At 56.7% G+C, this 19,910-nt stretch carries 12 protein-coding genes and 1 tRNA gene; 8 read left to right on the forward strand and 5 right to left on the reverse strand.

The window, feature by feature from the left end:
- The first annotated feature begins 512 nt into the window (after positions 1-512).
- The 3 genes from VO84_RS18650 (at position 513) to VO84_RS18660 (ending at position 5,464) form a co-directional block, all read left to right on the forward strand.
- Complete coding sequence (locus VO84_RS18650; RefSeq protein ID WP_197414106.1) at positions 513-1,925, forward strand: EAL domain-containing protein; 1,413 nt, start codon at positions 513-515, stop codon at positions 1,923-1,925.
- A gap of 423 nt (positions 1,926-2,348) precedes the next feature.
- Positions 2,349-2,672: a PadR family transcriptional regulator gene (locus VO84_RS18655; protein WP_058189253.1), complete on the forward strand. Its 324-nt coding sequence runs from the start codon at positions 2,349-2,351 to the stop codon at positions 2,670-2,672.
- A gap of 23 nt (positions 2,673-2,695) precedes the next feature.
- Entirely contained in the window at positions 2,696-5,464 is a 2,769-nt protein-coding gene (locus tag VO84_RS18660; protein WP_058189254.1) for an ABC transporter permease, read from the forward strand.
- Positions 5,465-5,581: 117 nt separating this feature from the next.
- Here the strand turns inward: VO84_RS18660 and VO84_RS18665 are convergent, their stop codons facing one another.
- The 4 genes from VO84_RS18665 to VO84_RS18680 form a co-directional block, all read right to left on the reverse strand.
- Entirely contained in the window at positions 5,582-6,622 is a 1,041-nt protein-coding gene (locus VO84_RS18665; protein WP_058189255.1) for an L-threonylcarbamoyladenylate synthase, read from the reverse strand.
- Between the two features lie 136 nt (positions 6,623-6,758).
- Complete coding sequence (locus VO84_RS18670; protein WP_157439999.1) at positions 6,759-7,745, reverse strand: sigma-54-dependent transcriptional regulator; 987 nt, start codon at positions 7,743-7,745, stop codon at positions 6,759-6,761.
- 273 nt (positions 7,746-8,018) lie between these two features.
- Positions 8,019-8,783 carry an ABC transporter ATP-binding protein gene (locus VO84_RS18675; RefSeq protein WP_058189257.1) on the reverse strand — a complete coding sequence of 255 codons (765 nt, stop codon included), beginning with the start codon at positions 8,781-8,783 and terminating at the stop codon, positions 8,019-8,021.
- A gap of 146 nt (positions 8,784-8,929) precedes the next feature.
- Positions 8,930-10,294, reverse strand: a complete 1,365-nt coding sequence (locus tag VO84_RS18680; RefSeq protein ID WP_058189258.1) for an efflux RND transporter periplasmic adaptor subunit — start codon at positions 10,292-10,294, stop codon at positions 8,930-8,932.
- A 306-nt stretch (positions 10,295-10,600) separates the two neighbouring features.
- Here VO84_RS18680 and VO84_RS18685 point away from each other — a divergent pair, with 306 nt between their 5' ends.
- From VO84_RS18685 to VO84_RS18710, 5 genes are all read left to right on the forward strand, one after another.
- The gene (locus VO84_RS18685) at positions 10,601-12,322 is read left to right on the forward strand and encodes a GWxTD domain-containing protein (protein ID WP_058189259.1); all 1,722 of its coding nucleotides are present in this window, start codon (positions 10,601-10,603) and stop codon (positions 12,320-12,322) included.
- 60 nt (positions 12,323-12,382) lie between these two features.
- Positions 12,383-14,143 carry a carboxypeptidase-like regulatory domain-containing protein gene (locus VO84_RS18690; RefSeq protein ID WP_082662157.1) on the forward strand — a complete coding sequence of 587 codons (1,761 nt, stop codon included), beginning with the start codon at positions 12,383-12,385 and terminating at the stop codon, positions 14,141-14,143.
- A gap of 133 nt (positions 14,144-14,276) precedes the next feature.
- Positions 14,277-14,352 (forward strand) — tRNA-Lys (locus VO84_RS18695).
- Between the two features lie 1,355 nt (positions 14,353-15,707).
- Complete coding sequence (locus VO84_RS18705) at positions 15,708-16,868, forward strand: GntR family transcriptional regulator (RefSeq protein WP_058189262.1); 1,161 nt, start codon at positions 15,708-15,710, stop codon at positions 16,866-16,868.
- A gap of 134 nt (positions 16,869-17,002) precedes the next feature.
- Entirely contained in the window at positions 17,003-18,718 is a 1,716-nt protein-coding gene (locus VO84_RS18710; protein ID WP_058189263.1) for a glycoside hydrolase family 32 protein, read from the forward strand.
- 121 nt (positions 18,719-18,839) lie between these two features.
- On the opposite strand, the gene VO84_RS18715 is transcribed toward VO84_RS18710, so the two are convergent.
- Positions 18,840-19,895 (reverse strand): class I mannose-6-phosphate isomerase, encoded by a 1,056-nt coding sequence (locus tag VO84_RS18715; RefSeq protein ID WP_157440000.1) that lies wholly within the window; start codon positions 19,893-19,895, stop codon positions 18,840-18,842.
- Positions 19,896-19,910 lie beyond the last annotated feature (15 nt).

Here is a 19,910-nt window from a genome sequence, read left to right on the forward strand (position 1 = left end):
TGCCATCGACAATCTGCGAGTCAGCAAGCAAGATTCGAACTGAAGCCTGTCGGTCGATATCCATCGGTTTTCTTGAGATCGGCTCGGCCTCAAGAGGCCACTGGTAGTGGTATGAAGAGAATTCTTGCGAAGGTAAACCGGGTGTATGATGCCAGTGTTCAGACGATGGGATCGCACCGTCAGTAATCTGAGCCCAATATAGCTGAGTACTTCGAGTCTTTCGTTTGAATCATGCCGCTTCCCGGTATTTCTGGAATTGCCTTCAACTGCACTGTGCGTTTCTCGCAAGTCGGTTCAAGGTTCGCCTGAGGGTGGGCGTTGGGCTCACCAGATCTGGTCCTCCAGTTTCGTAGTGCTTGTGGTTCGCCGCTATGCGAAGACTTTTTGTGACGGACATGTCGGTGCGCCTGGCAGCTACCACGTGCGTGGTCGTATTCCTGGTGTGTTTTTTCAGTCTGGGATCGACGAGCAGATATCTGGCTAACCGAGCGCTTGCGCGCCAGACGAATGTGATGGTTCGCGCACTCGAAGAGGGCGTTGACGGCACGCGCCGCGAACTCGAGCAGTTGCCGCCCGTTGAAGCGCTGAACTGCAGGAACGGCGTCAGCGATATATTGGCCCAGCGAGCATTCGAGAATCCCTATATTCGCTGGATAGGCGTCAGGCGCGCGGGGAAGATGATCTGCCGCAGCGGTCTCGTGAACAGGGATCCCGGGCTCGCCGCTCATCTTTACCGCATTAACGATGTATGGTCGATAGGCTTCCTGGAAGGCAAGTCCGACGTCGTTTATCTGGAGCAGCGCCGGGGTGACACGGAGTACATCGCAATCCCTGAGGCGATGATGTTTGACTTCGAAAGCTCACTCGATTGCCCGCGATGTGTGGCATATCAATGGGATGTTGACCAGCCAGGTTTCGTAATGAGGTTCGGAGACTGGAACAGCGTCGTCATACGCCAAACAGGGGATGTGGTGATCTTGGGCATCCGCAACAGGGTTACGCTGGGAGCGTCGCAAAGCTACGTTGACAGGCTTCAATCCAGCGGCCGTGTGCTGGCCGCGGGCATTGCGGCTATCGTTGCGTTGATCTTGAGCTTCCTCTTGTATGCCTTGCTGGCGCGGCAAACTTCAGTCGTAAGCCTGATCAGACAGGGGCTGCGACGAAATGAATTTTTGCCATATTATCAGCCCATCGTCGATGGCCGTGATGGATCCGTGCTTGGGGCGGAAGCCCTGGTGCGCTGGTCGCGCCCGCATAAGCTGGTTCCACCGGAACAATTTGTTCTGTTTGCCGAAGAAAATGGTTTGATTGGACCCATCACCGAACAGCTCGTAAAGAAGGTTCTGATGGACATCAAGACATTCGGATGGGTGGGGACGAATCGCTACATCAGCATCAATGCCGAACCCGACCAGATTGTGAAAACAGATTTTTGCAAGTCCCTTGTGAAGCAACTGGCCGATAGCGGCATTCCGGGCAAGAACATCGCGGTCGAGGTCACCGAACGGCGACAATTGACAGACCTTGCCATGGGGCGCAGCCATCTGCTCTACCTGGCGAATGCTGGAGTTGACATCAAAATCGATGATGCTGGAACAGGATTCGGAGGATTTTCTTACCTGCTGGAACTGCCAGTAAGCACGTTGAAAATCGACAAGATATTCATCGACACGCTGCGTGCAAAAGACGATGCGAAGCGCCCGGTCCTGGACGCGATCATTCATTTCGCAAGACAGTCTGGTCTAAGCATGATTGCGGAAGGTGTGGAGACGAACGAACAGGTCAATTACCTGGTCCAAGCTGGCGTTTATGCTATCCAGGGCTATGTGTATTCGCCGCCCTTGTCGGCGGAAAAGCTGATGAGCTGGGTGAAAGAACATGAATTAGAGACGCCTGGCGTGATTATCGGCTCCAGATCACTGTGACCGGACTAATCCATATTGAAGGCTGACAGCCGGCGAACTCTGAGCTTGGATCCGCAGAGATTCTCTCTCTGGAGTGCAGACGTTCAAATGGGCGATAACGAGATGAGCAGGCACAATTCACTTGACACGCGGCCCCGATCAGGGTCGTATGGGGTACTGCCATCCGACAATCAGCGAGGGCTGCAATGAAAGCTGCATGCTGCCGGCCAATCACGGCACACAGAGGGACTCGCCGATTTTTTGCGCAAATCTACCAGGTCCGATCTTCAGCAACTGCTTTCAATCGTCCGACAAATCGGCTCGAGACTGACCGTCCAGTTTCGACACGGCTCAATTCGCCGTCGATGGTTCGATGCAGCTTCCTCTTGACTATCGAGAGAAGATGCGCGTATTATCTCGACAATCAAGAGGAGTGAAGTCAAGATGGGCCAACGAGACGTTGTGCAAGGCACGCTGGAAATGTTGATCCTGAAGACCCTGGCACATGAGCCAATGCACGGTTACGGAGTAGCCTTGCGCATCGAACAGATGAGCAAAGGTGTTTTTCGCGTCAACCCGGGATCGCTGCTGCCGGCGCTGGCCCGCATGGAGCGTGCAGGGCGCGTCAAGAGCGGTTGGCGCACAAGCGAGAATAATCGCCGCGCCAAGTACTACATGTTGACTGCACGAGGACGCAAGTCGCTCTCTGAGGAAGCAGAGACGTGGAACCGCCAGATCTCTGCCATCGCTCGCATCATGGAAGCCTAAGTGAATAGGCCGAAGGAGCTCGAATGGGGCTGCTAAACAATATTGCACAGGGTGTCCGCTCGCTGTTCCAGCGAGATCGTATCGAGCGCGAAATGGACGATGAATTACGCGAGTTCGTCGAGGCGTCCACCGCAGACAAGCTTCGTCGTGGCATGTCCGCAGAGCAGGCCGGTCGCGCCGCCCGCGTTGAGATGGGCAGCTCCAACGCTGTCAAACACCGTATTTATTCCGCTACATGGGAGTCAAAGATGGAGATATTCTGGCGCGATCTGAAACATTGTGTTCGCGGATTGTTGCACAGCCCCGGCTTCACGCTGATTGCTGTGCTGTCGCTTGGGCTTGGCATCGGCGCGAACACGGCTATCTTTACTCTGATCCGGCAGGTTCTTTTGCAGCAGCTCCCGGTACGCGATCCGCAGCAGCTCGTCACCTTCGGCGAGTCCACCGGCGGGGGCGTTCTCGGCGGCATCGACCTGGGTACCGCCGACTTGTTCACCTACGATTTCGCGCGGCAACTCGAAGCCAATCCCGGCCCATTTCAAGGGGTTGCTACTTACTCCAGTTTTTCGCCACAAGTGAGTGTTCGTCTCCCCAACACTGCAGGTGCGCTTCAGATTTCCGCCAGTCTCGTCTCCGGCAACTTCTTCAGCGTTCTGGGTGCAGAGCCGCTGCTTGGCCGCACCATTGTCCGGTTTGACGCCGATGCTCCGGACCGCAGCCCGGTTGCGGTCATCAGCTATCACCTGTGGCAGCAATCGTTCTCTTCCGACCCTGCCGTCCTCGGCAAGCCCGTCTCCATCAATGGCACGCCGTTTACGGTGATCGGTGTAATGCCGCCCGCGTTTCATGGCATTCAGCAGGAACTGGAACCGGCGGAAATCTGGGTGCCGGTTACCATGACGCGGGAGATTCTCTTGCAGCCGGGCTTCCTGGAGCCGCGGTCGTTTTATTTTCTGCATATGGTTGCGCGGCGAAGCCCCCAGTCACAGCTTGCCACTGACCAGGGATGGCTCGATCGTCAGATTCGTGATTACGTTCGCGCAGGCGAAGGCCAAACCATCGCCCCTGCGCGGCAGCAGGAGATTGAGCGCATCACCGCTCTCCTCGTCTCTGGCGCACACGGAGTTTCGCAGCTTCGCTCTCGATACGGCGACTCCCTCACGATCCTCATGGCGATCGTAGGTGTCGTTCTGCTGATCGCATGCGCCAACCTTGCGAATTTCCTGCTGGCCCGAACCATTGCGCGGCAACGCGAAACAGCCACGCGTCTTGCCCTGGGTTCGAGTCGCGGACGCATTATCTGGCAGAGCATGCTGGAGGCGCTGCTGTTGTCGCTTTCGGGAGGCCTGCTCGGGCTTGGTCTGGCATTTGCCGCTACGCGTGCTCTCATCGCCTTTGTGGCGCGGGGTGCAGCGTATGTTCCGCTCAATGCCTCGCCGGACTCTACGATTCTGTTGTTCACGCTGGGCGTGTCGATCTTTGCGGGTTTGCTTTTCGGTCTGGCTCCGGCACTGCATCTGGCTCGTGCCTCGGCCATGCCAGCTATGAATGCCGGCACACGAACGGCCGCAAGCAGCGGCGGACGTACCAGCCGGTGGTGGCCCAAGGCGCTGGTTACCGCGCAGATCATGTTCTGCCTTCTGCTGCTCGTGGCAGCCGGACTATTTCTGCGCACGCTCGGCAATCTCCAGAACCAGGACTTCGGTTTCGAGCGCACGCATTTGTTAATTGCTGACCTAGCTGAGAGCCTGGCAGGCTACAAGCCGGAGCAGGCTCCTGCCTTAAATCAGCGCGTGTTGGAACGCCTGTCGGCGATTCCGGGCGTTCGCTCGGCGGCTCTTGCAGCATTGCCGCCCATCAGCTTCGGCGCATGGAGTTCCTCCGTCCATTTCTCCGGATACACACCAGGTCCAAAGGAGGACATGGGGTCGGAGCTCAACCGCGTTTCAGGCCAGTACTTTGAAACCACGGGAATTTCGATCATCGCCGGCCGGCCCATTTCGCCCACCGACAACGCAACCAGCATGAAAGTAGCTGTAGTGAACGAGACCATTGCTCGCAAGTTCTTCCCCAATGGAGATGCGGTCGGGCACACGGTGAAGATCGATATTGATACTGTCGAGGGACCGTGGCAGATTGTGGGCGTGGCGCGCGACACCAAGTCCGGTAACCCGCGACAAGAGCCTCACCGCATGGTCTATCTACCCATAGCGCAGATCCTGGACAAGAATGGCGCAGGCAATCAGGACAGCTTTGCCCATACAATTCTTCTGCGCACAGAAGGCGACCCGGCGTCGACGATCAACGAGCTTCGCAGCGCAATCGCAGGCATTGACCCCAATCTGCCCATTCTTCAGGTTCACACCATGCACGATCACATGGAAGCTTTCATGAGCCAGGAGACGCTGGTCTCACGGCTCACGGCCATCTTTGCCTTGCTTGCAGTGCTGCTTGCGTCCATTGGACTCTACGGCGTGATGAGCTTTAACGTTGCGCGCCGTAGTAATGAGATCGGCATCCGTATCGCTCTGGGTGCTTCCGGGGCCGGCGTGCAGTGGATGGTGCTGCGCGAGTCGCTTGTCTTGCTCGCTGCGGGCCTGGCCCTCGGTATTCCAATCGCCCTCGGCGCCGCTCGCCTGATCCGTGCACAGCTCTACCAGATGAGTCCCTTCGATCCCATGATCTTCATCGCAGCAACAGCCGGCATCGCGGCCGTCACCGTACTCTCCGCATGGCTCCCCGCGCGTCGCGCAGCTGCAGTCGACCCCATGGCCTCTTTGCGGTGTGAATGACTGTGAAAGGCCTGGCTCTCCTTTTGTGATTCAATTGCCTACTTCAGTGCCGAGCACTTATCCATTTCGGCGTGACCGCAGATTGAATCAGGCGCAACCCATGCCGAAACTTCATGCCTAAAGTCTCTCGTTCTTCCAAGCGGCTTTGCGGAGACGATCGCGGAGTGCGGCTCCGATGCCTTCTGCGGAGGGCAGCGGGCAGAGAATGTGATCGCAGCCTGCGGCGTCGAGTTCGCGGAGACCGGAATAGAGGCGTGCCGCGAGTTCTGCCGGTGTGGACCAGCTTCCCCAGTCAAAGATTGCTGCGTGCTGCGGGGCAGTCTGCGCGAATTCGCGCGGGAGAAGAATGCCGAGGCGTTCCTGTTCGTGATTTTGCGTGTGATTGGCGGCGGCGTGTGTGAGTGCGGCGGGCAGATCTGCATCCGGCGCTTCGATCAGAATGAGATGCGCGCGCGGCGCGTAGTGGCGAATACCGACGCCTGGGGATGGCAGGCCCTCCGGGCTTTTGCTTTTTGGAGGGGGTTCGTACATATGAGCGGAACCCGCGACAGCGCGAACTTGTTCCAGAGTGATAGCCCCAGGGCGGTAGATCACGATGGGGTTCTGCGTGGGATCGAGGACGGTGGACTCGACACCGTGAAGCGTGGGTCCGGCATCGACGATGGCGTCGATGCGGCCATCGAGGTCGGCGAGTACGTGCTCCGCGGTGGTTGGGCTGGTGTGGCCGAAGCGGTTGGCGCTGGGCGCGGCGATGGGGACGCCGGCGAGACGGATGAGCTCAAAGGCTATGGGATGCGCGGGCATGCGCACGCCGACGAGAGGACGGCCGGCGGTGACGGTGTCGGGGATTGCCGAAGAGCGGGGCAGGAGAAGGGTGAGCGGGCCGGGCCAGAAGTGGTCGATAAGATTCTGCGCGGATGGCGGGACCTCTGTGGTGATTTGAGAGAGCGTGACTGTGTCTGCGATGTGGACAATGACTGGATCCCAGGCGGGGCGCTGCTTTGCGGCAAAGATGCGGGCTACGGCAGCGGGATCCAGCGCGTTGGCTCCGAGGCCATAGACGGTCTCCGTGGGGAAGGCTACGAGGCCGCCGGAACGGAGAATTTCAGCGGCGCGGGAGAGGTCTTCCGGCGTGCTGGTCAGCCGCAGGGTTTGCATAGGTTAATTTTCGCAGGACTGGCTTCGGAAGACTCGGCCTTTGTGCGATCCCACCCATGCGCGACGAAGCTGCGCATGAGTGGGGCACCTGTCACTTGCATCGGCACCCGCGTCTCGGGGCAGCGAAGAGGATCGCTTAATTGGTGAGGACAGACTCGTTGCCAAGCAGGCGATAGAGCGTGGAGCGGCTGATGCCGAGTTGGCGGGCGGCGCGGAGCTTGTTGCCGCGGTTGAGATCGAGGACATACTGCACGTGGCGTTGAATTATGTCGTCGAGCGTGAGCGGACTGGATTGTGGACCGAGAGAGAGATCATGTGGCATCTGGCCTGGGGCGGGGAGGGCCAGGTTGGCGGGGAGGATGGCGTCGCTGGTCGATTCGAGGATGGCGGCTTCGAGCACGCTGGCCAGTTCACGCACGTTGCCGGGCCAGTTGTGCTGGAGCAGGCGGGCGAGTGTGCCGGGCCCGAGCGAGACGGGGCGCTGCTGGTAGCGGGCGCAGAGCCGGTCGAGGAGGGCTTGCGCGATGGGTGCAATGTCTTCCTTGCGCATGCGCAGCGCGGGAACAGCAAAGCGGCAGGCGGTGAGACGGAAGGCGAGGTCGGGAAGGAACTGGCCCTGACCGGCCATTTGACGGATTGAGGCCTGCGAGGAAGCAACGATCAACAAGCGTGGCGAGCGGTCATCCGCGCTCTGCTGGGGATGGCCGGGAAAGGTGTGGCGCTGTGGCTGCCGGTTCTCAATTGCTTTGAAAACATTCAGCAGCAGGGCTTGGCCTGGAGGCGTGAGCAGGTCTACGCGATCCAGATACAGAAAGCCGGAGAGCCTGGCAGGGTCAAGATCGCTGAGCAGCCACTCGCGCGCATCATGGCGCTGAAAGACGGCGCGGGCCAATGGCGAACGGCTGAGCAGATAACGGGCGACGGTCTGCTTGCCTGATCCTTGCTCGCCTTCAATTGAGGCAATTTGCAGGTGCGGCGCGGCCATTTCAGCCTGCAGAAGGAGCTTACGCCAGGCAGAGCTGATGCCGGTCGCGTGTGCGTTCTGTGACAAACCGTTCTCCGCGTGATCCGGAAGGGCAGGAAGCTGAGAAAGATAGGGAATGGGGTTAGGTTGTGTGCTCAACTTGCCTGCCTCCGGTACAGATGGAGCGCCAAAATAGGGCCCGGTGGCCAGGAAATGGCCAACAGGTGTTTCATCGGCGGGCAGGGGAAGAACGTTAGTAAGGCAGGGACAAGGGACAAGGGACAAGGGACAAGGGACAAGGGACAAGGGACAAGGGACAAGGGCGGGATGCGGATCGGCTGTTGCGGGGTGTCTTATTTTGACGCATAAGCAAAATGCGCTGATCATCCAATATCCTTGCAGGATGACCAGCGCAGTTGTTTTTCTTGTTCCTTATCCCTGGCTGCTCTGGAACCTTTTGCTTGGGGTGTCGGAGAAGAGCTGGCCGTCGCGGATCATGACGACGCGGTGAGCGTATTCGGCGATGTCCGGCTCATGGGTGACGAGGACGATGGTGTTGCCTTTGGCGTGGAGCGCATCGAAGAGGGCCATGATCTCTACGCCGGTCTTGGAGTCAAGGTTGCCGGTGGGCTCGTCGGCCAGGATGATGGAGGGCCGGTTGACGAGCGCGCGGGCGATGGCGACGCGCTGACGCTGGCCGCCTGAGAGCTCGTTGGGCTTGTGCATCATGCGTTCTTCAAGATTGACGCTGGCGAGGGAGGCTTTGGCGCGTTCAATGCGCTCGGCAGCAGGGGTGCCGTTGTAGATGAGCGGCAGCTCGACGTTGTGCAGCGAAGTGGCACGGGCCAGCAGGTTGAAGGTCTGGAAGACGAAGCCGATTTCCTTGTTGCGGATGCGTGCGAGCTGGTCGTCATCAAGATCGCTGACGAGCTGGTTGTTGAGCCAGTACTTGCCCTGCGAAGGCGTGTCGAGGCAGCCGATGAGGTTCATCAGCGTGGATTTGCCGGAGCCGGAGGGACCCATGATGGCCACATATTCATTGTGGCGGATGCGGAGGTTGAGGCCGCGGAGGGCGTGCACCTGCTGCTCGGAGCCCATGTCGTAGGTGCGCCAGAGGTTTTCGACGACAATGACGTCGCCCGTTGGACGAGCTGCCTGCTGTGTGCTTTCTTCGGTTCCGACGCTGTCGAGAGCCATGTTCTTCTTTCGGTGATTCGTGATTCGTGATTCGTTGTCAGGACTCGTGAATGGATGAGAGTAGATCTCTGCTCATCACGAATCACTAAAAACGAATCACTTATTTAAGACATACGCAGATCAAACCGGGTTCGTTCCTCTTCTGCTTATGTAGTTGAGGACGGTATCGGCGCTGGCTTCTCGGTGTCGCGCTTGATGAGAGCGTTCTCTTTCAGGGCACGCAGTGTCTTGAAGGGACCGATGACGATCTCCTGGCCTTCTGTCAGACCGGAGAGCACTTCAATCTGGGTGGCTCCGGTGATGCCGGTGGTGACGGTGACGAAGTGTACACGGAGATTACCGGACTTGTCCTTGTCGACGACGTAGACGCCCTGCGGCTCAGGCGTGCCGGCGGGCTTAGTGGCAGCCTGCACATTGCCGGATGGCGGGGTCTCGACCGTTTTGATGGTGAGCGCCTGGATGGGCAAAGCGAGCACGCCGGATTTTTGTGCCGTGGTGATTTTGGCCGTGGTGGAGAGGCCGGGGCGCAAGGTCTCGTCTGGCTGATCGAGCGTGATGACAACCTTGAAGTCCTTCGCCTCTTCGGTGCCGGAGGTGGACTGCGAAGTGGCGACGCCGGTAGAGCGCAACAGGGCCTGATCGCCGACGAGGGTTACGTGTCCTTTGAAGACGCGGCCGGGAACTGCGTCCACGGTTACATCCGCGGGCTGGCCGATCTTGACGTTCACAATGTCGGTTTCGTCCACTTTGACTTCGGCGGTAATGATGCTCATGTCGGCGATGGTCATGAACGTCGAGCCTGAGGTGTTCTGGATGCCTTCGACCACGGTTTCGCCTTCGCGGACGGGCTGGTTGGTGACGATGCCGTCAAAGGGCGCAATGGCATTCGTCAGGTCCAGCATGTTCTTGTTGGCCTGCAGCGTGGCAACCTGTGTGCCGAGATGGCCGCGGGCGGAATCCGTATTGGCCTTGGCCTGGTTGAGCTGAGCTATGTTCTGGTCGAGCGTGGCGACGTCGGTATCGTAAGCAGCCTTTTTGGCGTCGTAGTCCTGCTTGGCCATGATGCCGGCTTTGTAAAGACCCTGGGCGCGGTCCCAGTCGAGCTTTTTCTGCTCAAGATCAGCTTTGGCGTGTTCGATGTTGGCATCGGCAGTCTTTTCGGCGGCGATGTAACTGTTAATGTCGGTTTTGGCCGCCGCGATGGCTGCCTGCTGACCGACAACCTGCGCCGTCTGCTGTACGTTCTCGACGGTGGCCACAAGCTGACCCTTCTTTACGTGGTCGCCTTCCTTGACGTAGAGGTGCGTGATGCGGCCCATGGCGGTGGCGCCAAGAACAACGAAGGTTTTGGGCCTGATCTGACCGGTGCCGCTGACCACGGTGGTCAGCTCCTGGCGGGCGACTTTGGCAGTGAGGACCTTGGTGAAGCCGGATTGCTGCTTGATGACGTAAAAGGTCACAGCTCCGGCGACCGCAAGCAGAATGAGGGCAATCAAAAGAATCTTCTTCATGTGCGACTTTTTGCTCCCTGAGGGGTACCAGTCCAGTGTACGCAAAAACTTCGCAAAGAGTTCCTTGAGTTATCGAAAAGTGTTCCGGTTTTCTGCTATCCGGTGAAGGCTGAGAGGCAGAATACAGGGCCAATTTTTGCCCCAAAAGGTTACTTTCCGGCTCCTGGAGAGTCCAACTTGCAGATTTATCTGCGCCAGAGCAGGGATCAGGCAGGGACAGGCGCTGGGGAATATCTTGCCGTCGTTGCTTCCGGACCGTAGAATAAAGGCAATCAGCATCGGTGATCCAGGAGTTCTTTGAGGGTTATGACGCACAGCCGCAGTTCCTTGTTTGCCACCGCAGTACTGTGCGGTTTGTTTGCAGTTCCCGCCGCCAGGATGGCAGCGCAGCAGTCGACTCCACCGCCGAGTGCCGGAGCAGCCACGCAAGACGATCAGGATCCCCTGAAGCGCAAGCGCAGCGACAAGGAAACACTGGATGCACGTAAGAACCTCCGGACAGAGTTAAAGGGCGCATACAAGACCTGGCTCGAACAGGATGTGGCTTACATCATTACGGATGAGGAACGGAAGGCTTTTAGAAGCCTCTCGAACGACGAAGAACGCGAGTCGTTTATCGAAAACTTCTGGCTGCGGCGCAACCCGAATCCCGATTCTCCCGAGAACGAATTTCGAGATGAGCACTATCGCCGTATTCAATATGCGAACGACCACTATGCGGCGGGCAAGCCGGGATGGAAGACCGATCGGGGTCATATATATATCGCCTTCGGCAAGCCGGACTCGACAGATTCCCACCCCTCCGGCGGCGCATATCAGCGTCCGATTGAAGAAGGCGGAGGCCAGACTTCGACCTTCCCCTTTGAGACCTGGCATTACCGTTATCTCGAAGGCATCGGCGACAACATCGATATCGAGTTTGTGGACACCTGCCAGTGCGGCGACTACCACTTCACCATTGACCGCAGCGAAAAGGATGCTCTGTTGCGCGTACCGGGCGCGGGCCTGACGCAGTGGGAAGAGATGGGCATGGCCAAGAAGGCTGACCGCTTCAAGGGCAGCGGCGAAGCGCTTGGCCTGGGACCGCAGTCGAGCGGGCAGAATACCAAGGAGTTTGACCGCATTGAACTGGCTGCGAAGTTATTTGCGCCGCCGCCGATCAAGTTCAAGGACCTGGAAGGATTCATCTCCGAGCACACGATTCTGACCGGACCGCCGCTGCCGTTTGATGTTCGTACGGACTTTGTCCGGGTAACGGAGAGCACTGTACTGGTGCCTATCACGGTACAGCTCAAGAACCGTGATTTGACCTTTGTAACCAAGGATGGTGTTTCGACTGCAAGCGTCAACATCCTGGGCAAGGTAACTACGCTGACGCACAAGACGGTGCAGACCTTTGAAGATACGGTCTCTGTGCAGGAGCCGGCCGAGCTGCTGGAGAAGGCGCTGGACAGCAAAAAGATTTACTGGCAGGCGCTTCCGCTTCTTCCCGGCCTCTACCGCATCGACATTGCTATCAAGGACGTGAACAACCCGGACCACGTGGGCCTGTATGGGCGCGGTATCAATGTGCCGACGTTCGACGATGAGAAGCTCTCCACCTCATCGCTGATTCTCTCCGATAACCTGGCGCCTGTTGACTCGCACTCGGTAGGCACCGGCACGTGCGTCATTGGCGGCACGAAGATCTGCCCGCGCGTACAGGCCGGCCCAGCCACGCCGGTGAGCTACAAGCGAAACCAGAATCTGGCTTTCTGGATGCAGGTGTACAACCTCAGCATCGACGAGCAGAGCAAGAGCAATCTAGCCAAGGTGACCTATCAGATCATTGATTCGACCACAAACAACGTCATCTTTGAGAAAGAGATTGAATCCAAGGACCTGGGCGCTCACAGCAACCAGCTGACGGTGGAGAAGCTGCTCCCGATCGCAGGTCTCCAGCCGGGCAAGTACAAGGTAACGATCAAGGTCAACGACACAATCTCCAAACAAGAGATTGCGCAATCGGCTCCCTTTGTCGTGGAATAGAAAACATTCCCCCACAAACCCGGTAACCCGGCTTCAGACCGGAATTCCGCGTGGGGGAAAATGCAGTTGAGCTTGCACTTCGGATTTGCCAGAGACGCCGCGCAGTCACAGATGCCAAGAGTGATCATACGCAGGCTCCATCTCGCGTTGTTTCTTATGCTGGCCGGTCTGGCCGCGGCTTCGGTCGAAGCCGGCGCACAGACGTCAGTATCGGGAATGGTGCGCGACTCGGCAGGGGTGCCGCAAATCGGCGCCGAAGTGCAGCTTATCAAGGCCGATCTGACGGTGGCGGCGAACGCCTATACGAACAGCAAGGGACATTTTGTATTTGCTTCTGTGCTGCCCGGCTCCTATGCCGTGAAGGCTATCGGGAGCTCCTTCCTGCCATCGCTGCGCGAAAATGTCCGTGTTCGCTCAGCGACAGTGGTTAATCTCACTCTGAATACTCTCTATGAAGTAATGCAGTGGCTCCCCGCGCAGCCGCGCAATGCGAGCACGCAGAAGGATGATTGGGCGTGGACGCTGCGCTCGACGGCAAACCGTCCGTTGCTGCGCTGGCTGGAAGATGGCCCGCTGGTGGTGGTTTCCGAGGGGCCGAACTCGCAGCCCAGGCTGAAGGCGCGTCTAGTTGCCAGCGGGCAACAGGGCGCATTTGGCGAGGATGGCGAGCGTATCACGATGGAAGTGGAAGATACGCCTTCGAGCAGCCGTGAGCTTCTAGCGCGCGTGGATTTTGACCCTACGACCAATGCCGGCATGGAGTCAATGCTTGGCTTCCGGCAGGACCTTGGATTTGCCGGCTCCGTTGAGTCGGTAGCTGCGGTTGCGATGCATCCGGAGATTGAAGATGCCGGAGGTAATGGAGCGGGCGTGGGGCTGGAAGAGGCTGCGGTTCGGACTACTGAGCGGATGCAGTTCGGCGATATGGCTGAGGCGGAAGTAGGCACGCAGCAGGTGATGGCGCGCTTTATACAGAATGGCCCGAATACGGTCCTGGCAGAGATGCCGTTTGCCATGGTTGGCTGGCGGACGGGCAACAACGAAATTCACTACCGGATGGCGACAGCCGTGCCGGCTCCGGGAGCCGATGCTTCGGGAGCTGCAGGTGTGCTGCCGGCAGTGGAAATGGCAAATGGAAAGCTCGTTGTGGAGCGCGGCACGCACCAGGAGATTGGGTGGGAGCGCCGCACGGATGCTTCCGGCGTGCAGATTCTGGTGTATGCCGATTCGATCAGCAATCCGATGTTGGAAGCCAGCGCGCACCAGACGGGTGGAATGGGCTTTGCCGGACAGGCGCTTATGGATCCGGCCAGCGGCTTGATACGCACCGCAGGAGAAGGATTCTCGACGGCAGGCGTGGTGGCCAGCGTTGAGCATCGACTGCCTGGCGGCAACTCGGTGCGACTGAGCTATGCCAACGGCGATGCGCTTGTGATTTCCGGTGCGCACGGAGCCATGTCGCTGAGTGCGCTGGCGGGCGCGGCCAAGCCGCGGCGGACGCAAATGTATTCGCTCTCGCTTTCAGGAACGATTGACGGCACGGGAACTCGCTGGCGCGCCAGTTATCGCTGGCAGCCGGAGGAGACTCTGACGCGAGTGGCGCCCTATGCGCTCGATGCGGCCGAGCCATTCATGAATCTGCATGTGCGGCAGCCCATATACCGCGTGCGCGGAGAGCACGCGCACAGCATCGATGCGATGGTGGACGCGCGGAATCTGCTGGCGCAAGGATACAGATCATTTGTGCTCAATGATGGGTCGCTGCTGATCTTTGCCCAGGAGCAGCGCAGCCTGAGCGCCGGGCTTGCGTTTACATTCTAGATTGCTTACGCGCGCTTTTTAAGCAAGACAACTCTGTGGTATATTCATTGAGGTGGCTGAGGCAGTTTTACTGCTCAGAGCACGCTTTCCGGAGCGTATCCCGGCGCGCAAAAGGCCCCATTTCAACCCTCCCGGACGCGTAGCTCAACTGGCAGAGCATTCGGCTCTTAACCGACAGGTTGTAGGTTCGATTCCTACCGCGTCCACCAATTAGAATCAACAACTTACAATACTTCTCAGCCTCCTGACACCCTCCAAAATACAAGACTGTAGGGACTTTTGTAGGGACTCCCCTTCAAAATGCTGCGCAATCAATGGCGATTCTGAGCAATGCTGTCCCGTTTTTCTTGCTCCGGCCGAGAGGGTCATTGTGTGACTGCTCGTTGGCCGCGGGACTCCGTTCCCGGCCGCTTGTAGGGCCTCTTGCGGCGAGGCCACATCCTGCCCTTTCCGTTGAGCAGAGGCGCCCTCATTCGCTGACTTCTTGACGATGGATTCGAGGGCCGCGCGCTTGGCCTCCATGCGAATGTGGCTGTAGTGCTTGAGCATTTGCTGGAGACGTGACCGGCAATATCGCCGAAGAGTGTCAATGAGGAAGTGGGTTTTCTGCTTCGCATCCTCGCGATCCGGGTGACATAATGCGCATTCGGCTCCGCAAATGAAAGATGCTCAAGCTCAAGGTACGTGCGCTTGATCGATCCCTGAACCCGTCGTCCCGCAAACCAGAACTCATACCACCAGACACCGCCGCGGCGAAAGAAGCTCATGCCCCCTCTTTCATTGCCCGAGCGAGATTGTCGGAGGTGGAGCCGCGCGCCGGGACAGAAGTCTTGCCAAGCACGCAAGTTCGGGCCCGCTCCTGAATTGCGTTTTCTCCGGAGAGGATGGAAGGCTTGGTTGAACAGCAGCGCAGACAAGTCAAATGCTTCTGTTGCAGATCCTTACGAAGGGACGGAATAGAGGCTGGCAGCAGCCAAAATAGCTTTCTCGATCTGATCCGTATTAGTGCGACCTCGAGAAGTTCCCCTCAGGCACTAGCACAAAGCTGCCAATCAATCTACAGACTTGTCTATGGATAAATAAGTGATGTAGTATATCGACATGTCTAGTAACCTACCGATGTTTACGGGTCTAAACACGATCCGGCTGCCCTCGTACGGGCGGACAGCTAATACCGAAGGCATCCGCTTCCTCCAGATATCCTCGGTTCCGCGGGCGGTAAAAAGGGTTGGACTACCAATTTAGCAGTGGATTTCCAGCGGATGACTACCGAGGCTGTTTCATTGGACCAACTAATTCGAATGACTTTGTCTGCCCCAAATCGGTGATCGTTGAAAGGTTTGGAATCAAGGCGGCAGGCTGAGGCAAAGACAAACTGAGCGAACAGCTCTCATCAACCGCATGTTGATCGGTCCGACACATCAGGGGGAGCCAAGTGGATGGCGAAGTGCAATCCAAGTCGGCCTTTTCAATCGACCGGGCTTGCAACGGATATTAGCATTTCAAAAATCAGGGTGTACCTTCCCGGTGAAACAAAGCACATTCTTATACAAAGCGTTCTTGCATGGAGTTTAACGGGGATATTATGCACGATCTAGATTCGTCGTCAGAAGCGCCGCCAAAATACAAGCAAATTGCCGACATGTTACGCGCGAAGATCTGCTCTTTGGAATATCCTCCGGGGGACAAGCTTCCTAGCGATTCCGAGTTGAGCAAGCACTTTAGCAGTTCGCGACTAACGGTAATCCGTGCTCTCCGACAATTAGAGTCGGAAGGGCTTGTAGAACGTAAGGCAGGTTCGGGAACCTACGTCGGACTCCAGCGTGATAATGCTGCACACTCGTTTGGGCTTCTCTTTCCCAACTTAGGGGAAGGCGAAATATTTGAACCTATATGTGCGGGCTTGGCACGAGCCGGTAGCTCGTCGCAACAAGCTCTTATCTGGGGAAACATATCGAACTCCAGTGTTAACAAGGAAGCTCAGGCTCTTGAGCTCTGTAACTCATTTATTGCAAGAAGGGTGGATGGAGTCTTCTTTGCACCACTCGAGCTAACTTCTCATACCAAGGAGATTAATCAGCAGATTGTTAATCGTTTGGATGAAGCAAGCATTCCAATTATCTTGCTGGATCGCAGCATACAACCGTTCCCAGAGCCTACGCAGCACGATCTTGTTGGTATAGACAATTGGCGCGAAGGATGCAGAATGGCTAAATATCTCCTGGACCTCGGCTGCACAAGACTTGGGTTCGTTGGTCGTCCCGGTTCGGCCCCAACGGTGAATGCACGCATTGCAGGCTTGAGTGAAGCAATGCGTCAATATTCGTCCGGGATGTCCTCTGAGTGTATCTTAATGGCGGATCCGACCGATATAGACACTGTCCAACGCTGGGTTGAGGTCGTTCGTCCCGATGGCGTACTTTGCGCAACCGACTATACAGCGGGGCAACTGATGCACACACTCGCAAAGCTTGGAATTGCCGTACCACAAACAATCCGGCTTGTGGGTTTCGACGACGTAAGATATGCGAGCATTCTTCCGGTCCCTCTAACAACACTACGCCAGCCATGCCTCGAAATTGGCATTGCTGCGATGAAGGCTATGCTAGCTCGACTCGAAGATCCGTCAATGGTTCCTCGCACAATTTCGCTTGACTGCGAGCTCATCGTACGGGCCTCTTGCGGCGCAAATCCGAATTACTCAATGAGCTCTCAATTTGGCTAGTTTAGCGGGCCGAATCTCTCAAGTTCCGTCCCAAACCAAGTTGCGGATCGATAAAGACGATTCTTTTACATGTGTCCAATATCGAGGTAGGGATGCATTTGTCTATTGGAAATAGCGCGGCGGGAGCCGGAACGATGGCTGGCGGCTTTGGTCGCAATCGTACGTGGTTTGCTATTCGCGTCCTCGCTCTAAGGTGTTTTCGTCTTAGCGTCTGCCTGTTAGGTCTTCATGCTTACCTTCCGATCTCCCTTTGTGCGGAGACTACGGTAACGCATATTACGAAGCAATACTTGAATATCCCCATCGGTCGCGAAGCCAAAATGCGCGTGTTTCAGATCAGCGTCAATGGCAAACCGCAGCGCGAATTCCCAGCGCAATTGGCGGAAGGATCAATCGACTACTGGATATTTATCGATGTGAGTGAATTTCAGGGGCAGTCAATCACACTGTCCGGCAGTGCGTCGCAGTTGGCGTTGGGGCGCATCTATCAGTCGAGCAAGATTGACGGTCAAGGCAGCTTGTATAAAGAACTCAATCGGCCCAAGTTTCACTTTACGGTCAAGCGTGGATGGAGTAATGACATCAACGGTCCGATTTTTTACAAGGGCCAATACCATCTGTTCTGGCAGGCGTTTCCATTTGGAGTGACGTGGGATACCGGTTTTATGTATTGGGGACACGCAGTGAGCAAGGACCTGGTTCATTGGCGAGAGTTGCCGCCCGCTCTCATGGTCGACAAGCTGGGCTCTCCCTGGTCCGGTTCAAGCGTCGTCGATCGCAACAATGACGGCGGGTGGGGGAAAGATGCGCTCGTGCTTGTCTATACAGCCTTCGACCGCTTCTCGCATAAGCAGGTGCAGTGCATTGCCTACAGCACCGACAATGGAGTTACGTTCACCCGCTTTACTGGTAATCCAGTTCTTGACACCAACATCGAGGCAGGTACGAATGACACGAGGGATCCAAAGGTCTTCTGGTATGAACCGACAAAGCGTTGGGTGATGGTCTTATTTGAGAATGACGGGATGTCTTTCTTTAATTCGGCCGACCTGAAATTATGGACGCGGCAGAGTCACTTCAAGGGTCTTCATGAATGCCCGGATTTCTTTGAGTTACCCGTTGACGGAGATAACAGTCATCGCAAGTGGATCCTTCATGGCGGCTCGCCTACATACTTTATCGGCAGTTTCGATGGCAGCACATTCACTCCTGAATCATCGGCGCTGAGCTACGCGGAGGGAAAAAACACGAAGGGAGACGACATTCTTTATGCTGCCCAGTCCTTCGCCGATATGCCGGACGGAAGGCGTGTCCAAATGGCATGGGGAAGAATCACCGAACCAGGCATGCCCTTCAGTCAGATGATGCTCTTCCCAACGGAATTCAAGTTAGCCACTACAAAGGATGGTCTTAGATTGCTTGCTACTCCTATTCGGGAAATCGAAGGGTTGCACGCCAGGGAGTATACATGGTCTTCACTAACTGCTATGGATGCTAACAGGAGGCTGCATCTTATTCCTCCTGGACCTCTGCATATGAAGATGCAGGTAACCTTAGAGAGAGATGACGAGCTGACCATTCGATACCAGGGAAAGTCTCTGGCGACTGTGAAGTTCGGCGACCTCGACAAAGGCATCGGAGCTGCGGAGATATTGATCGACAAATCTGTAGCCGAGATATTTATCGATGGGGGAAGGCGGTACATCGTCACGGAGTTACCGGCGACTACGAATGTTCGCGGCATTGAACTTGATATGGGACGATCGGGGAGCATCTTTAACACTCTTGACGTTTATAAGATGACCTCCATGTGGAGACGCGAGGCAAGAGATCGCGCTCCAAGACGCTGAGTATGTGTGCGGCAACAATTGTGTCCTTTTATACAACTTGCCCGACAGGGTCATCAAGCCTTGTGTAGATTACGCTGGAGCCGTGCTGGGACTTGGGAAAAGCTTCGGAGTTTCCCGCTTATCAAATTGTCTTAACTTGAACTGGGGGGAGGCACTCAATTAATTCCATCCCCTCTTTGGTATGGATCGTAACTCCATGAGCAGCGAAGGGAACGAAGAAATACGCGCCTTTCTTCACTTTACTTGTACCAGCCAAGCTCGCCAATTCGCCCTCCCCGCTTGTTACGACGTAGACCGCCAGGTTCTGCAAGGCACAAGACGTTTTCACTCGGTACCGATTTACAGCGAAGCAGGGCGTATCTTTGAATGAGATGAGAACTTCTTTTCGATAATCATTGTTTTCCTCGTCAACCTTCGCCTCCTTCCTTCCCCGAGCGAGAACCGAAGGTCCTGCCTGCTCCAAATCAAAACAACCGAGAGCCACCTCTTTATCGAGGCCAAGATACATTTCCTGATCGGAGAGGCGATAACGATCGCACCAGCGTTCAGGTTGAATCGTGAAGTCAGTCGGTTCCTGGACTTCCAGAATCAGACATCCGGCTCCGATCGCATGTGCAACGCGGGCAGGGATCAACCACACGTCGCCTGAGTTGGCCTCGACCTCTTGAAGCAGAACGGGAAAGGCGTCGCCTGGTTGTTCGCCGTTTCTCACTGCGAGGCGCAAATCAGTTTCAGTCACGCCTTGCTTGAAGCCGAAGAAGAGCTTTGCACCCGGTCTGGTTGCAAGGATGACCCAACACTCAGTCTTCCCATGGTTACTAGCGAAATGTTTTCTCGAGAACTCAGGATCAGGATGAGTTTGAGCCGGCAATCGGACGGCGCTATCGAGAATCTTGACTAGAATGTCGAATCCATTGCCATTGGTCATTTCCCCAGGATTGCTTGCGAGCAGCGAGGCAAAGGTTGTCTCCTCACCTCGGATTCTTGAAAGCCCTTCATCTGGCCCTCGCATCTCCTTGTTCAAGGCTTTCACCTTCGATGCGATCCACTCCTCAGGCAAATTCCCGTCGACGGCTTCGTCTCCAAAGAAATCATGAAAAAGCTTGCCCCCTTCGTAAACTCGGAAGACGCGATTTCGCTCGAAAAATAATGGGCTTTGAAAGTCTGATGTCGTCATCGCAATTAGCTCCAA

The organism is Occallatibacter gabretensis (assembly GCF_001449115.1).
In the GTDB taxonomy this organism is placed as follows: domain Bacteria; phylum Acidobacteriota; class Terriglobia; order Terriglobales; family Acidobacteriaceae; genus Telmatobacter; species Telmatobacter gabretensis.

Bases quoted from the DNA above. Each gene is read 5' to 3' on its own strand.
- VO84_RS18650 (WP_197414106.1), top strand. From the start codon at position 513: ATGGTTCGCGCACTCGAAGAGGGCGTTGACGGCACGCGCCGCGAACTC.
- VO84_RS18655 (WP_058189253.1), top strand. From the start codon at position 2,349: ATGGGCCAACGAGACGTTGTGCAAGGCACGCTGGAAATGTTGATCCTG.
- VO84_RS18660 (WP_058189254.1), top strand. From the start codon at position 2,696: ATGGGGCTGCTAAACAATATTGCACAGGGTGTCCGCTCGCTGTTCCAG.
- VO84_RS18665 (WP_058189255.1), bottom strand. From the start codon at position 6,622: ATGCAAACCCTGCGGCTGACCAGCACGCCGGAAGACCTCTCCCGCGCC.
- VO84_RS18675 (WP_058189257.1), bottom strand. From the start codon at position 8,783: ATGGCTCTCGACAGCGTCGGAACCGAAGAAAGCACACAGCAGGCAGCT.
- VO84_RS18680 (WP_058189258.1), bottom strand. From the start codon at position 10,294: ATGAAGAAGATTCTTTTGATTGCCCTCATTCTGCTTGCGGTCGCCGGA.
- VO84_RS18685 (WP_058189259.1), top strand. From the start codon at position 10,601: ATGACGCACAGCCGCAGTTCCTTGTTTGCCACCGCAGTACTGTGCGGT.
- VO84_RS18690 (WP_082662157.1), top strand. From the start codon at position 12,383: ATGCAGTTGAGCTTGCACTTCGGATTTGCCAGAGACGCCGCGCAGTCA.
- VO84_RS18705 (WP_058189262.1), top strand. From the start codon at position 15,708: ATGGAGTTTAACGGGGATATTATGCACGATCTAGATTCGTCGTCAGAA.
- VO84_RS18710 (WP_058189263.1), top strand. From the start codon at position 17,003: ATGGCTGGCGGCTTTGGTCGCAATCGTACGTGGTTTGCTATTCGCGTC.
- VO84_RS18715 (WP_157440000.1), bottom strand. From the start codon at position 19,895: ATGACGACATCAGACTTTCAAAGCCCATTATTTTTCGAGCGAAATCGC.